Annotated in this window: 11 protein-coding genes; 3 read left to right on the forward strand and 8 right to left on the reverse strand. The window is 40.1% G+C overall.

From position 1 onward, the window contains the following. Nucleotides 1-36 precede the first annotated feature (36 nt). From LV83_RS14705 to LV83_RS14715, 3 genes are all read right to left on the reverse strand, one after another. Complete coding sequence (locus LV83_RS14705; protein WP_111612304.1) at nucleotides 37-876, reverse strand: RteC domain-containing protein; 840 nt, start codon at nucleotides 874-876, stop codon at nucleotides 37-39. Nucleotides 877-961: 85 nt separating this feature from the next. Further along, complete coding sequence (locus LV83_RS14710) at nucleotides 962-1,810, reverse strand: RteC domain-containing protein (protein WP_111612305.1); 849 nt, start codon at nucleotides 1,808-1,810, stop codon at nucleotides 962-964. A gap of 23 nt (nucleotides 1,811-1,833) precedes the next feature. Then, a complete protein-coding gene (locus LV83_RS14715; RefSeq protein WP_111612306.1) occupies nucleotides 1,834-3,387 on the reverse strand; it encodes a terpene synthase family protein in 1,554 nt (517 codons plus the stop codon). Nucleotides 3,388-3,680: 293 nt separating this feature from the next. Here LV83_RS14715 and LV83_RS14720 point away from each other — a divergent pair, with 293 nt between their 5' ends. Further along, the gene (locus LV83_RS14720; protein ID WP_111612307.1) at nucleotides 3,681-4,109 is read left to right on the forward strand and encodes a MauE/DoxX family redox-associated membrane protein; all 429 of its coding nucleotides are present in this window, start codon (nucleotides 3,681-3,683) and stop codon (nucleotides 4,107-4,109) included. Between the two features lie 392 nt (nucleotides 4,110-4,501). After that, nucleotides 4,502-4,786 (forward strand): DUF6520 family protein, encoded by a 285-nt coding sequence (locus tag LV83_RS14725; RefSeq protein WP_111612308.1) that lies wholly within the window; start codon nucleotides 4,502-4,504, stop codon nucleotides 4,784-4,786. A gap of 55 nt (nucleotides 4,787-4,841) precedes the next feature. On the opposite strand, the gene LV83_RS14730 is transcribed toward LV83_RS14725, so the two are convergent. The 3 genes from LV83_RS14730 to LV83_RS14740 form a co-directional block, all read right to left on the reverse strand. Beyond that, nucleotides 4,842-6,221 carry a RagB/SusD family nutrient uptake outer membrane protein gene (locus LV83_RS14730; RefSeq protein ID WP_111612309.1) on the reverse strand — a complete coding sequence of 460 codons (1,380 nt, stop codon included), beginning with the start codon at nucleotides 6,219-6,221 and terminating at the stop codon, nucleotides 4,842-4,844. Between the two features lie 148 nt (nucleotides 6,222-6,369). Then, complete coding sequence (locus LV83_RS14735; protein WP_111612310.1) at nucleotides 6,370-9,585, reverse strand: SusC/RagA family TonB-linked outer membrane protein; 3,216 nt, start codon at nucleotides 9,583-9,585, stop codon at nucleotides 6,370-6,372. Beyond that, nucleotides 9,582-10,967: a TlpA family protein disulfide reductase gene (locus LV83_RS14740; RefSeq protein WP_111612311.1), complete on the reverse strand. Its 1,386-nt coding sequence runs from the start codon at nucleotides 10,965-10,967 to the stop codon at nucleotides 9,582-9,584. The genes LV83_RS14735 and LV83_RS14740 overlap by 4 nt, the downstream gene beginning before the upstream one ends. A gap of 1,145 nt (nucleotides 10,968-12,112) precedes the next feature. Between LV83_RS14740 and LV83_RS14745 the strand changes: the two genes are divergently transcribed. Continuing rightward, entirely contained in the window at nucleotides 12,113-12,469 is a 357-nt protein-coding gene (locus LV83_RS14745; RefSeq protein ID WP_111612312.1) for a hypothetical protein, read from the forward strand. Between the two features lie 308 nt (nucleotides 12,470-12,777). Here LV83_RS14745 and LV83_RS14750 read toward each other — a convergent pair whose 3' ends face one another. Together LV83_RS14750 and LV83_RS14755 are read right to left on the reverse strand one after the other, a co-directional pair. Further along, the gene (locus LV83_RS14750) at nucleotides 12,778-13,842 is read right to left on the reverse strand and encodes a DNA adenine methylase (RefSeq protein ID WP_111612313.1); all 1,065 of its coding nucleotides are present in this window, start codon (nucleotides 13,840-13,842) and stop codon (nucleotides 12,778-12,780) included. Continuing rightward, nucleotides 13,830-15,569, reverse strand: a complete 1,740-nt coding sequence (locus LV83_RS14755; protein WP_111612314.1) for a nuclease-related domain-containing protein — start codon at nucleotides 15,567-15,569, stop codon at nucleotides 13,830-13,832. Before LV83_RS14755 ends, LV83_RS14750 begins: the two co-directional genes overlap by 13 nt. Between the last annotated feature and the right edge of the window lies 1 nt (nucleotide 15,570).

A 15,570-nucleotide genomic window follows, 5' to 3' on the forward strand; every position in this document is an offset into this window, starting at 1 on the left:
ATACAATAAATAAATTTTCCCAAAACATAATTTGTCCTATTGATATCCCATATCCGTATCATCCATCCGCTTCACCAAGCTTTCCTTCAGACCATCCAAAAAGATTGTTCTCCCTTTTTTTCTGCCCCTCATGCTCTGGAATGTGCGGTAGAAATTCCCAACTTTCACATGAAAGATTTTCTCCAGAATCGATATGATCATCTTCACATCACTCTTTCCGTGATTTACAGAGCCTCTTGAATGCAGCGCATAAGCCAATTCAATCAATGCAGACTTTGAGTCCGTCCATTCATGGTTTGAATTTTTGTCCCCACTTTTACCTAGCCCCAATTCTAATTTTATTAACTGTTCTTGCATATATTCAATCAGACTTTCATAAGCCATTATTTTGGCCAACTTACTGCTGTTCACTGTAGAAAACTCCGGGTCAAAATCAAAGGAATAATCTGGGATAAATGAAACAGGGAGAGAATTTCTTAAAAACAGCTGTTCGTCCTGGTCACTCCTATCCAACTGATGGTAGATATAGAGCTGATGGTTTCTAGCAAAAAAATCCTGAATCTGATCCATTACATGATGATAATACGACTTGATAAGCTCTTTCTTTCCTATAGGTCTTCTTGATTCAATGTAGGTAAGCTCAGAATAAAATATTAGTTCTTTATAAAATAGAGGTTTGTACTCCTTAAAGAACTTTATCTCCTCGGTACTATCAGCAAATTGATATCCCCCCATAAACAATTTAAGTTTGAGTAAAATAGCATGGACAGCTCTTCCACTTTTCTCAGCTTTTTGTATTTCGCTTGAAGTTTCTTTCGCCACCTCTTTCAGTGACAACTCCATCTCCTCAAAAAGCTTTTCTACAAATGCTTTCATATCCTCCTTATTTATTTCCAGAACTCTGATTGCCTCTCAACTCATTCAGTGCCTTTTTTTAATCCTAATACGTAGGGAATGATTACTACTTCGCAGCTTCAAAACTACTCATATAAGCCTCCAGACTTTCTTTGCACTTGTCGAGAAATACAGTCCTATTTTTCTTACGCGTCTTAATTTCCAGGAAGGTTCTATAATACCCTTGCAGTTCCCTACCGAATACTTCTGCAAGAATGGTTGCCAATTCCGTAACACTGGCATTTCCGTAATTTATTGCATTTGAAGTTTTCAGGGCATATACCAATTCCACCAAGTCCGCCTTTTTCCCAGTCCAAAGCAATTGGGGATTTTTACCTTCATTAACTGGGCTCTTGGCGTCATGTAAGAACAATAGTTGATCATGGATATAGCCTGCCAATGAAAGAGTGCCCATGATCCTGGCACAATACAAAGTATAGACAGTACAATATCTGGTATCCAGGGTATGCCAGAATAAATTCGGCTTATATACTGGCGCCTGAGCACTTCTTAAGAAAAAAACCTTGTCCTGGTTCTCTTTTCTCATTAGGAGATAATTGTAAAGGTTCTGGTTGCTTTGTAAGAACTCCTGTACACTCAGCAATTCCTTTTCGTAGAATTTTCTGATTTCATGTTCCGACCCAGCCGGTTTGACAGACTCCATATTGAAAAGCTCGGAGAAATAGACAGACTCCCTTAGGAGGTAGGTCATATGGTGTTTGAAGAATTCTATCTCCTCCGTATCAGACGCAAATTCGTATTTATCCATGAACAGTTTGATCTTATCCAAAGCCCTATCCACTAGGTGAAAGGCAGATTCAAATTGGATGAGCTTGTTTTCTCCATCCATTTTCAAAACCTCCAGATCATTTTTCAGTCTGGAGATTATCTGGTCCGAAAACGCGAGAATGCTCATAAATTAGAATTTTAAGTGAAGAATCAACTCTTCCTGTAGCGTGGAGAAATCGAAAGTGACCAATGCACTGAACCTGCAATCTTGTATTTGATCTGCTTGAGGTATTTCAGTATACCACTGTTTTCAGGCTTGTATTCCTCTCTCCATCTTCTTTCCAGCACCATAAATTCCTCCAGTGTTTCCGCATGCAGGTTCAAAATTTCCTGCTGGGCCTCTTTGAAACTCATTCCTTTATGTTGCATCAATAACGCCACGGCATTCATAAAATCACCTCTATCAGTTTCTTTTTGGTAAGATATCAAGTCGTTGGATAAGTAGATCAGCTTGGCAGCCTGTACACGGAGATCGGATGTTTCTTTCCAATCAAAAGAATCACTTGAAAAATTCTCACTTGATTCAAAGGCACAAAGGGCCAAGGCTAGATTTCCTCCTGAAAAAGCTGGCCTGATAACCTGGTATTCTTCCCAACTAGGCAGAGTCTTTTTGTCCTTAAATTCCGCTTCAATTTTATTCTTTTGCATATAATTCAGAACCTCGGAAAATATCAGTCCCTTCAGTTCCTTATGGCCAGAAACCAGCGCATCGAATTCTGTAGCCAGATCACTAAAAGCATTTAGGAAAACTGTTATACGATCAGGATTAAATCCCAATGGCTTACCCCCCATGATGTTATCAACCCCAGTCAGTAGATAATCCCAAAAACCTGCTTTCTGCCCGACATGCAAATCATCTGTCAAATCATCCAGATAAAACAGCCAGAGGTAGAGCTTGGAAATCCAAACCCCTTTTTCAATATCAATTTCCGGATACAGGCAGGAGGACAGGTAACTGAATTTTTGTTCTTTGTAATAGGCGATCTCAACGTTGTTCCTAAGGATTGAATGGAAGTGAAAAGCCCAGGAGACAGTTTGTTCCTCGATTTCAGCTGCATCAGTGTGGACATAGGCAGGAAATGGATAGTGTAGCAATTTTCCAAGTTTTCCACTTTTATCAGCAGGTTTTTTACCAGTGGACTCTTTCTTAATACGTGCTGCTGTAGCGTAGCTTACCCCCAGAAGGCTCGCCTTTTCATTATTGGTCAGATCATAGGTGAACTTGGGGAACTTCTCTTCAATCACCTTGAGTTTGTCCCGGTAGTTCATCTGGGTAAATGCATGCCATTCCACATCAGAATGTCGGACTTTTGCAATCTGGGATTTTGAAAAGTCTGTGAACTCAGGTATTTCCTTCAGCAATAGCGTTTCATTTAGGTAGGAAAGGCTTATATAAAAAGATTCTCCCAAAGACCTAAAGCGATATTTACTGGGCATCTGTGTTTGATAGGATTCAAAATCCATAAAGACATCACCCGGAAAGTAGAGTCTGGACAACTTACCCATATAGTACATCCCGATCATTCCTTCCACCAGAAACCTGGATTCGGTTTCCACAGTACCGGCATGACGGATGGTAGCTTTTCGTTTAGCAATCCTTATTTCCAGAAATTCACCTACTTTTTCAAAAGCATTATCACTCACTTTACCTTCCAGTCCGAAAAGTTTCTTTAAAAACGTTGGATCCAAATCATACCCATTCATGATGATGACTGTTTAGATTACACAGTACTTCCGATAACAAAACTCCTTGCCAGAGCTTACATTTAAATTGCCTTTACAGTTGGAGATCCAACTGCCGAACTTGCTTAGTTCTATTATTCACTAAAAAAACAGTAGTCCAGTTTAAAATTCCGACATCTAAAAACCAACTAATCAATCACTTATTTTTCAAAACCATCTAAAATTGTATAATTGATACACTTTTTAAGTTTATCACCCACCTTGTGAATTCTGGATTTTTATAATACCCAACTTTCCATCGAACATTAAAATGAATGGAAAACACAGAAAAATCAGCTATCCCAAGCATCCTGCTGATCCTCTTATGGACCTATACTGGAATTGACAAAATCCTACACTGGCAGGACAGCAGAAAAGCATTCCATAACCAGACCTTTCCTGCAGAGCTGGCAGAAGTACTGGCCTATGCAGTACCGACTATTGAGTTGCTGATTGCCTTACTCCTACTCTTTTCAGTCAGTAGATGGTGGGGATACCTCTCAAGTATCCTCCTCCTCACCGTCTTCACCACCTATGTGGGATTGATCTGGGTAGGAGCTTTTCCCAGAGTTCCCTGCAACTGTGCGGGAGTTTTAGAAAGCTTAAGTTGGAAAGCACATTTCTGGCTTAACAGTGGAATGATTGGAATAAGTATCATCGGACTATACTTCACAAAAAAGCGGAATCCTCAGATCCCGCCTTGAGGCGTTAAGTTTTTAGTAGGTGATAGCAACTATTTCCTTAAACAATATAAACTAAATATTAATTACACCACCATCTAAAGAGTAAATAATTAAACACTATCGCTCTGAAGAATAAAGACTTGTCACTAGGAATTTGAAAAAACGGGGCAGGAAAAGGCATTATCCCACCCCAAAAAATAGCTTAATGAAAATCAACTCAATTTACCGCATTACCTGTCTCCGAATCTGGAAGTGGAGACTCCAGACTATACTGGGTAGTGCAAGAGGGAGATGCCGAAAACCCTTTAAACAGAGTAGGTATTTTAACCACTTCCGGTAAACAGCATGTAGCTCAATCCGGGAATCCTAAACGTTTTCCCTGTTTTTGATTTGTTAAAAAACAGGACACAACGATGAATACTTTAATTAAAAGATTACCTGCTTTTGCATTTGTAATAGCAGCCTTTGCTGCATTTGCATTCAATGCTCCTGTCATAGGCAGCGAACCTACGGCAACTAAAATCTGGACCCCAGACACTTCCCAACCTAATGGCTACCGGGATGTCACTATTCAGGTTCAATCCGAAGACTATGAGTGTAATGCCAGTGAAATGGATTGTTTGGTAGAATTCTCCAACGATAACCCTGCGACTGGTATCCCTAACGTCCTGAGCGAAGGAGAATTCGTAGAATTATAATTTAAAACTTATAGGCACTAACCCAAGGCTCTGCTGAGCCTTGGGTTTTTATGGATCAAGGATTCTGGATTATTCCACTTCTGCTGATTTCATCCAATGGAATAGGAAATGCATATCTAGGAGAATTAGGAGCCAATTCATATCGAATCCCATTCACTTCTCTCACCAAAGTTTCTGTTTCACCTTCCTGATTCAATCTCCTCAAATCCATCCAGCGCAACCCTCTCCCTATCAACTCTTTTCTCCGCTCTTGCAGAATTCTTTCCAATACCTCTTCTAAGTTCAATTCGGCTAATGGCACCCAAGAATCTAATTGATACCTTAAGGAAAGCAAGTCATTGAGCATACTTAATGCCTGGTCATGCTCGCCTGTTCTGACCAATGCTTCCGCAGCATTCAGGTACAGTTCCCCTACACTGATCCCACCAAAATTCTGTGTAGCCCCAGAAAGCTTTCCTGTATAATTAAAATTTCCAGAGGATGTCTCATCAAAAAAAGCAGGTTTTCTTAAATCATTTTCCTCAAAAAGATCTATCAAGGCTGAATCCACAAATACCTGAGTAGATCTCAAATAGGAATAACTAAATAAGGTGGAGTAAAATATAGTCTCCTCATCAAAGCGTGTAAAAGGTCTTCTAGCTTCTACATCTATATTATTAAAATCCAGACGATCAGTATAAATCCCCAAAGCTTCTATAGAGGATTTGGCTGCCAATTCATATTGGAAGGTATTTAGATATACTCTGGAGAGCACTCCTAAAGCTATTGCTTTGGTTGGTCTGGTTTTGGGTGCATTGGTAGAAGGCAGCAGCTCTACCGCTCTATTCAGATCTGAATAAATCTGATCATAGCTTTCCTGTAGATTAGCTCGCTCCAGGTTCTCATTTACATCTGCTGTGGATTTCAGGACGATACCCAAAAGGGACTCATTTCCTCCTACTTTCTGGTAGGGCATCGCAAATTCAGAAACCAATTGCAGGTAAGCATAGCCACGGTAGAAATAAGCCGAACCCAACAAGACATTGTACAATTCAGTCTTCTCCCCTTCGAAATCTTCCAAAACTTCCAATGCGACATTGGCATAAAAAACCTGTTCGTATAACCCGTTCCAGTCTCCACTGAACCCGGAGGGATAGGGATCATCAGACCAGATATATACCGCTTGCTCAATAGGATTACTTAAGGATGCATAGCCTGCATCGGAAATCCAGACTTCTTCGGATGCAATACTAGGTAAAGTTGCCTGCCCATTGAATACATTCGTATTATCCAGCAGGCTCTGCACATCTGCCAAAGTTTTGGGAACAACCAGGCTTTGATCCGGTTTGGCATCCAAAAACTCCTCACAGGACATCAGCCCTATGAGGGAAAAACAAAACAGCAGGATTGTCAATCTTCCTTTCTTTCGTTTCATCTGTTCTAGTATATTTTTCATTTGATTGATTGTTTATAAGATAAATAGGGCCATGAATTTCTCCCCTCACAGATCTAAAAGAGGAACCTCCCTCACTTCCCGGTTGCCATTGAGGATTAAGAAAATGTATGACCAGTCCCCTTTTAATTCTTGATGATCTTTTCGCTGTTTAGAAATCCAGCTGAACTCCCACCGCTATGCTTTTCCTGGGTTTAAACGTTCCAAAATCAGGATCCCAGTCTGTATCCGTAGCTTTCCAGATCATGCCTAGATTATTCGCATATAAATAGAATTCAGCATTGTTGAACATCCCAGCCTTATTTGATGAGGAAGGGATTTTATAGCCGAGCCGTATATCCTGTAACCGGATATGATCCCCCTTTTCCACCAAGACCGAACTGCTTCTATAAAACTGATCTCGAAATGCATCCCTTTCCTCTGGCATGGAAGGCACCTGTGTAATCAACTCATCCCCTGCTTCCTGCCAGCGAAGACTATAATCAGAATGACCGCCCCGACCCTGCAAAATAGATTCATATTGCACCGAAGATCTGCGGAAGAAATACCCGAAACGATAGGATATATTGGCTGAAAGAGTGAAACCCTGAAAGCTGAGGGTATTTCTGAAAGAGCCAAACACAGTAGGACGTGCAGGACCGTGATAAACCAGCGATTCCAGGGTAGCTTCATTAATAATCTCCCGGTATTCTTCACTCGCCTCTCCATCCAGCAAGCCTACAGGATCTCCTGTTTCAGGATTCAAACCTTCCCAAGGCAAGGAATAAACCCCAAAAAGCGGTCTTCCTTCGATTGGAAAATAGGCTCCTCCCAACCCGTTTATACCATAGTTCAGGAGGTTACTCACATTGATCTCATCTTCGTAGGAAGTGACTTTTTCCTTAATTCCACTAAGTAATAGTACCGAAGACCAGGTAAATTTCCCTTTCAGATTGACCGTTTCCAGTGAGAGGTCAAAACCTTGGGTTTGCGTAGCGGCGTTATTCCCTGAAAAAGCCGTAATTCCCGTGGACGGAGCATAAGGAACTGTTCCAATTAGATCCAATCCTTCTTTTTTATAGACTTCAAAAGTGCCCATAATCCTGCCTGATCTGTTTTCCCAGTCCAGACCCAGATTCAGGATCTTGATGCGTTCCCATCGTAGGTTTTCATTGGGTGGATTTACGATGATGGAATACGGGATTTGTGTAATAGGATTAAATGTAGTGGAACGCGCTGTGGTAAAGGCGGTCAGGCTGCGGTCCACATTTCCATTGTATCCATAGGATGCCCGAAGCTTCATAAACGGCATCCAATTCCAGTGATAAAAGCCTTCCTCGCTCAACGTCCACCCCAAACCAGCAGACCAGAGCGGAACAGCTTTTTGATTGGCAGCAACGCCAAAGAGATTGGAAGCATCTTTTCTGGCGCTTAGAGTGAGCAGGTATCGTTCTTGATACATTAGCGAAGCATTGGCAAAACCTGAATAGAATCGATCACGCATTAAGCTGATTCCATCTGTATTGGGAATACGTGCAGTAGCAAAAGAATTGGTAGACAAGGGGAACAAACTCACATAATCCACAACCTGTGTGGTAGCCAATTCAGGATTATACCCATAATATCTCCCTGAAAAGGCGTTGGACTCCAAGGCTTTTACTTCCGCTCCTGCCAGTACATTTAATTTCCACCCCTGTTCCCAATCTTTAGCATAATTGGCTTGCAGCCTACCTGAATGGGAATTAGCTCTCGAATTCGAGTAGTTATAAATACCTCCGTATGGTATTGCATAGGACAAAGCTCCCTCTTCTGCCATTTGTGTAAATTGATTAATCAGGTTTCGGGCATCATAGCTATTGTCCTGATACTGACGTTCTGTAAGACCAGTATTTTGCCAATATTGATACAATGCCTGAACTGATAAACCTGGAAGCACTTCATAAGTCAATCCCAAATTTACCCGCCAATCATCCCGAACTGAATTTGAATTTGATCTTCCTCTTTCTTCCAAGGGAACAAAAGACCAGTCCAAAAAGCCCAAAGTCTCCATTTCCTCCTTAAAACTATTGCGATAATCCCGATTTAGTGGCAATGGAGTTCCTGAATCATCTGCCAGTCTAGCGTAGGGATAGGTTCCTGCATAACTGCTGAAAGTAATGTCATCTGCTGCCATATGGGCATCCGTAGACTTGCTTTTCACCCCATAAAAAGCTGTCTGTACCTTCAACTTATCCGAAAGAAATGAAAAATCATTTTTGAGGGAAAGGGTAATCCGATTGGAAGCATCCCCACTGATTTCCGGTCGTATATCGTCGAAACCTAAAGAAATCCGGTAGGTATGGTAATTTCCTCCCCCAGCTATTCCCAGATTGTATTGCTGATTAAGTTGGGGACGATAAATATATTGTTTCAGCTCATTTCTGAGGTCATAACTTCGAAATGCTGCTATCCTAGCATCCGCTTCCGATGCTGAGATCAAGCCATCCCTTTTTTCGATGAGTGTTTCCACCACCGGACTCAATACCTCATTTCCAAAATCTGATTCCAAGGCAGTATAAAAGCCCTGACCGAAGAGCATTTCTTCCACATCGATGTAATCATCAACTCCTAGATTTGGAGCAAGAAAAGGATCAGTTGGTTGTATCCAATTGACATTACCTGTAAAACTGACACGGGTTGCTTGGTTGTTCTTTCCTGATTTGGTGGTAATGACGATCACCCCGTTTCCTGCACGAGCCCCCCAGATAGAGGCTGCAGCGGCATCCCGCAATACGGTAATACTGGATACGTCATTGGGATTGATATCCTCCAGATTCCCATCATATGGAAAATTATCTATAACAATCAAGGGCTGGGAAAACCTTCCCAAGGTACTTCTGCCTCGGATGGAAATGGGATCTCTCCCCACGTCACCTGTACGGTTTAGGATCAGACCAGAAGTAACATCTTCCATTCGGTCAATCAAGTTTGTACTTACCCTACGATCCACCAACTCTTCATTCAGGGAAACAAATGAACCTGAAGCCCTGCTTTTAGGAATCTCCTGATAGCCAGTAGCCAATACTTCCACCCCTCCCAACTCAAAGTCCTCAGGCATCAGTAGGATAGTCAACTCTTCCGAAAGAGGAACTTCCACTTCGATTTCCCTGGCAGTATAACCCAGGTAACTGATCTGAAGCGTATAGGTTCCTGGGTCCAACTGAAAACGGAATACACCTTCCTCATTGGTAATTTTCCCAGTACCGCTTTCCATAACACGCACCGAAGCTCCTATCAACGCTTCCCTGCTAGTCTGATCCTGCACCCTTCCGACAACTTGCAGGTTCTGTCCACATAGTTCCAGTGAGGAACAGGCTAGAACAAAAATTAAAACAAGTAGATTTTTCATAAGGCTAGTAGTTTAGCTTCCCCTATTTTTTCCAAAACCAATACGTTGATCTCCACTTCCTTTTCCACCAGATCCAAACCCACCTGACGAAGCGCCTGCTTCAGGCTGGAAATACTGGATAGCTGTGCTTCCAGTTCCAGATCAATTGGGTAATCTATCCCGGTCAGATTGACGATAGGGAATTCTGAGCGTTGGTAGAAGTAAACATTCAGGTGATAGACAAAGCCCTGCAAAGGATAATTTTGCATACTAAGCCCAAAGGCTCCGGCTTGATAGCTGCTTTCTACTTCCTGTGCTTTGGGGTAGCTAGCCCCTTCCTGCTGAATTATCGCGTACACCTTCCGTAGCTCCTTTTTGACTGTAGCGTTGATATGTGGGAAGTACCTGCTTAGATCTTCCCGCATCAGCGCATAGGGATTCTGAGAAGGAGGAGCGATCAACTCATAGCCAAAGACATGATTGCCCTGTTCTTTCCAGTCCAGGTAATCCATTCCAGTCTTTTTGGTAAAGATTTCTTCGGCTTCAAATCCATTGGTCTGAATACGGTTTCTCCCATAATAATCCACCAGATCCTTTTCCGAAAATGCCAACTGGTAATGCCTAATCAAGGGCATATTGACGATGCGGATATGGGAAAGGTCCTCGTATGCCTGAATGATAGAACCCGATACATCGGGGATATATCCTGTCAGCGCAGACTGAAACCAGATGTTTTTAGAAGGTACCTGGGGGCTTTCAGAAATCAGTTTGTCATACCTTCCCAGTAGTATTTTACGGTCCTCTTTGTAGCGGAAAACCGAAGCATCCCCTGTGAGCATTTTTTCCAGATTGGAACTAGTCAGATCCTCCAAACCTGTAATTGCAATCACCCTCCCTTCTGGATCCACGATAACAAAATGAGGAATCGTGGAATGCGGAAACAGCTCTCGCATCTTACCTGCATGTAGCACTAGGGGTAAATCAACCCCGACAAGAGATTCGTAACCGGCAAAAACCTCGGAAACCCGCTCTTCTTCAAAGATGGTCATAGGAATAATTGCAATCTGATCCCTAAACTCCTGACTCAGATTTGCCATCCTTGGCAATGAAGCAATACTTGCTGTGCAGGTAGGCGCCCAAAACTCCAGGATGAGGTATTTGCCGCGGTAATCGTCCAATCGGAGCTTATCCGAGTCAAACTTCAAGACCTCGGAGAATTCGATGCCCTTAGGAATCTGGTCTCCTATACTCAAGGTATCGGAGCGGGTCTCCCCGCCCCGATGGACTCCGGCATAATAAACCAAATCCTGCCCTGGAGTAGGTGAATCAGCAACCTGTGCTGTGGTGGTGCTTATGGGTAGACATAGCAGTCCCATTAAGCATATGAGTATGTGTTTTTTCATGCTTTTACGATTTTAAGCTGGAAGACGGAAGACCGAAGATGGAAGAAAGGTGTCCGGTGTCGGATGCCCGATGTCCGGCGTTGGAAGCAGGAAGTCGCAGTGAGCAGAAGTCAGAAAGCTAAAAGCTTAAGTAAGAAATCTAAAATCCTTACAACCGACCTTCAGGTCATTTCGAAGGAGTTCCAAATGAGAAATCTCTCAACTCTAACTTCTTGATTCTTGGCTCTTTGTACTTGGTACTCGGTACATTTTTCAAGACATACCTCTTCCATCCTGCCTTTCTCAGGCAACCAGCATTAATGAATAAGAAATAAACAGAAGTAATGGAGCTATTGACCTGCTGCAGCAGATGATCTCCATTTTGTCGTCACTGCGAGGAGGAACGACGAAGCAGTCTCAAAGTGTGAAGTACAAACCTTCATAAGATTGCTTCGGCAACCCCTCTCTTTTCATCTAGGGGCTTTTCTCGCAATGACGAAATAATCGTCACTCTCTGATCTGTAAGGATCGTTCCGCCAAACATACAAAGCCCAATCGGAAGCAATCAGAGAGAAAAAGTGCCCTGATCCTCAAATAGGATTCTTGGGCTTCAAAGGATACAGGCGATCTACCGCGGTGATGCCGAGTTCCTCTGGTAATAGATAATGTGTAATAGGTAGAGAACAAGATGACCCGCTTACCAGCAGTGCATGCCCTTCCAGCCTCTGGATCCTACAGGCTACTGTCTGCAACAGAAAAGGAAGTAAATCAATCATGCTCGTTTCATTAGTAATGAAAAATGGTAAAACGAGTCTTTTAGAAATGGACATCAAACACTTACAAAAAAGTAAGGGCAAGCAAAACTCCAAACTCTATTGCCACATGGCTCTGACAAGCCACCCCTGCTTTCGCAAAGGTCCGAACAATATAAATAAGGAGAGAGCCCGCCCTATGCACAAATATAAGGCTAAGGCCCGTCTCACTTACCCTCGTTCGGAAAATTGTCAGATTTTGTGACGAGGCTCGTAAAACAGTACCGTTAAATACTATAGTTAATAAAAGGTTACTCCTTAATAATCAGATTTTAACATAATGCTAATCTAATAAATTAATTCTTTTTACGCTACAGCGTAAAAGAAAAAATTTAAGATTTTTTTGATTGTGCTATGGGAAAGGTCAATAAGCAGATTGTAAAAGGCAAAATTTCAATTATATTCTTGTCTAGAATTGCTGATTTGAACGATAGGAAAAAGGAGCTTCAGGAAGCAGGTGACCCCAAACCTATTGGTCTCATCTATAACTTCTCAGAACTGGCTCTTGGAATAGAAATGAGAAATGCAACGATCACGGCAATAATGAGGTGTCAATCTCTTCCTCTTTTTACAACTATTCTAAAATGCCTTGACACTTTTGATATAGACTTAAAAACTTTTGGTAAGCTTTACCTAGAAATTCCTGATAATAAAGCTTTAGCCCATTGTCAAAAAATGGAAAAATTATATCCAGGCAAAAAGACAAAATAACTTTTTACTATTTTGTGTAAAACCCATTCTGCCATCAATAGGTAAACGATAGTGGTTCTGAATAATGGCTTGTGATTACTGAGGAGAGAAAGAGGTGGTTTAACTAAACTTCCCTTCATGCTTAATTCTCAAAAAATTTGATTTTCTAAATACAAGAACTCGGAACTTTAACTCAAAGACGATATCCAGGATCCATCAGATGGTTTCCATTTTTTAATTTAAACAAATTGAACATCTATTTATAAAAAGAATATGAAATATAATTTTGATTTTCCACCAAGGCCATAAGTATTCAAAAATTAGTTAATTTAAATAATATTATTTGTACCTATGATCAAAAATTCACTATTAAATTGATTGCCCTTGTTTAAGGCATAGCCATAGAGCCCCAAGTCTAAGGTATGCACCCTCCTGTCAGGCCTGCATAGCACCAAAAGATCATTAATGGATTGTACACTTGGAATGCCATTATTCCGGTAGGATATCACTATAATTGAGTCATTGTAGCGCCGTACAATTCTTTCAAGGTCGGCTAGAAATGTTGCTGATTTTTCAAAGTGATCGCTTTTATTAATTGTGATTTCTTTGTTATTCTTTGCGTGATTGATGTGATCAATTATTTTGTCATAATTTGCCAGGCCCTCCAAGAAATGATATTTAGCATGGTAGGTGGTATGGTTGCGGCTTGAGCTGAAATATGGAGGATCGATATAAATCAAATCCGCAGTCTCCTGGCAATCTAAAGCATTGAAGTTAACCGCTAAGTTATCACGACCATTGTCAAAAGTGAATTCATCCAATTCTTTAAGAAAGCGTTCAAATAGTTCCTCAAAAGATCGTTCCCAAGTTTTTTTATTTCCAAAGTTACCCCCATTATAGTTTAGGCGCATGTTTAGGTTATTTCTATGGAAAAGATTATATGGCCTTTTTATAATACACGACTGAAATAAAATATAATAGGCACTTAACCTTTTATTTTCATCCTTCAGCTCGTTGGCATTTTGAATAAAAATATCGATCTGTTCGTTTTCAGCATCCGTAAAGTAAATATTCCGGAAATTTTCCTGTATGATTTTTTTATATAAATAGTCGGGATTAGGCTGTAATAGCGCTAGAGCTTCTTCATAACTTAAATCGTTCGAGGTCTGTTGAATTAATTTTCTACCTATAGCAGTATTGAAGCTAAAAATATCATTATAAATCACTTTCTTACCCATAACCTTCGCATAGTAAGAGAAGATGGCCGTGCCACCAAATAGATCTAAAACTGAATCAAAAGCAAGATCCAGATTTTCGATCTCACTCCAAATCCTTCCTACTAGTTTGCGCTTTGAACCATAATATCTAGTAACTGGTAGGTTTATTTCACGCATAAGGAAAGAAAAAGATTTTGAAGATTGTTATATTCAGGTTCTGCAATACACGTAATTTGTTTGCCTTCTTGATCAGGAACCGGAACAGTAAAAAAGTATGGCTTTGTATTTAAATTAGGCCGCGGAACATTATAGATCTCATCGGTATTTTTTCCATTATTTGTAATAAAATACTGGTATTCATCTACATTATTATCACTATAACCGCCAATTAAGAAATATTCAATTTCGATGCTGTTATCGGTCATCGGTCGAAATTTTTTAATCATTTTGGATGTCTTTTTAAGAAAATCATCTATATAAAATTTAGATAGCTTCGTTTTCGTTTCGATATAATAAAACTTCTTTTCAGTTCGTACTAGAAAATCTATTTCACAGAACTGCTGTCCTTTTTCATACAACTTTTGATTGGCCAAAAAAGTATAATTGTTATTTTCCAACAATTTTTGAAACAGATCTTCAAAATATTTTTCTAAGAAGTAATAACAAATAGCTGGTTTTAATGTATGAATAATTGTCTTCTTTATTTCATTCGGCGCATGACTGCGAAAGTGGTTAATTTTAGTTTCCCCATTATGGTTGAGCCAATGTAATAAATTATAGCTCTTTTCAGGTCTTTCATTGCTATAAACCCCCAGAGCCGTCTCATCTTGATAATTGGAAGACATCAAAAATGAATAATTAGTTAGAAAATCAAGCTTTTCAAGAATGACGACGTCATTAAAGAACTTGACAAACTTTTTATTAATCTTCTCTTTATCCTTTATATAAAAATTATTTTTTAAGTGAGAAAGGAGTTGATTCAACTCGGCATCTGTGGTCAATGCTTTGAATTCTTCCAACATTTGATCAGTTGCCGTTTTTAATGTGGTCGATTTTGTACAATAGCTATATTCGAATAAAGTCCAATAATAATTGTATAACTGTTCTGTTTTGATGTATTTGACCAAATCGACATTTGCGTAAGGTATTAAGATGCCTTTAATTACTAAGCCTATTATCCTGTCATTTTCAATGTCGGTCAAAACCGAATATTCAACATCCCCAGTCAAATCAACACCAAGAGTCAAATAGGCTGTATCGTTGATCCAGTAATTACCTCTGTCAACTATGTTATGATGAACTGAAGTCTCATTTATGATGGAAAGCTTAAGATAAGGCAGCAATGGTTGGCCTTCGAGCTTGGAAGCTTTAATAGTGTTCTTATAAAAAATATCATTTTCAAAAGTGTCAATCTTTTGCAGACTACGCTGGATTTTATCACTTTTAAGATTAGATATAAGCTTTTTAAGGATCTTAGCGCTTTTTAAGGCTGGAATAAGTCGATCTTTCGCTTTCTCGCCGATTCCCAGGAATGTGGTTGCTTCCTTGTCGACGAGTAATATGTCTGAGCCTTTAAGAGCTTTTAAAAACTCATTATCATAAAAAAGTGCTTTATTAAAATGATCAGCTATAATAGAAAAGAATTCCTGAATAGTGTAGCCTGTGGTTGTAACATCCTCTGTAGTTTGACCGGTTAAAGATTCTAATCTGATATTTGATATTTCCTTTATAAAACTCTCTGTAAAAAGATCAATGATGGTAAATCCTTTTTCTTTACTATGAATCTCGATAATCTCTTCCAGTTGTTTTCCTATATCGTAGGAAATATCGCATATAGCCCCCACGATGTTATCAAGCTGAACCTCATAATTAGAAAGAAAAATATTGCTCGTATTATCAAACATG

Source organism: Algoriphagus yeomjeoni, from assembly GCF_003259505.1.
GTDB classification, from domain to species: domain Bacteria; phylum Bacteroidota; class Bacteroidia; order Cytophagales; family Cyclobacteriaceae; genus Algoriphagus; species Algoriphagus yeomjeoni.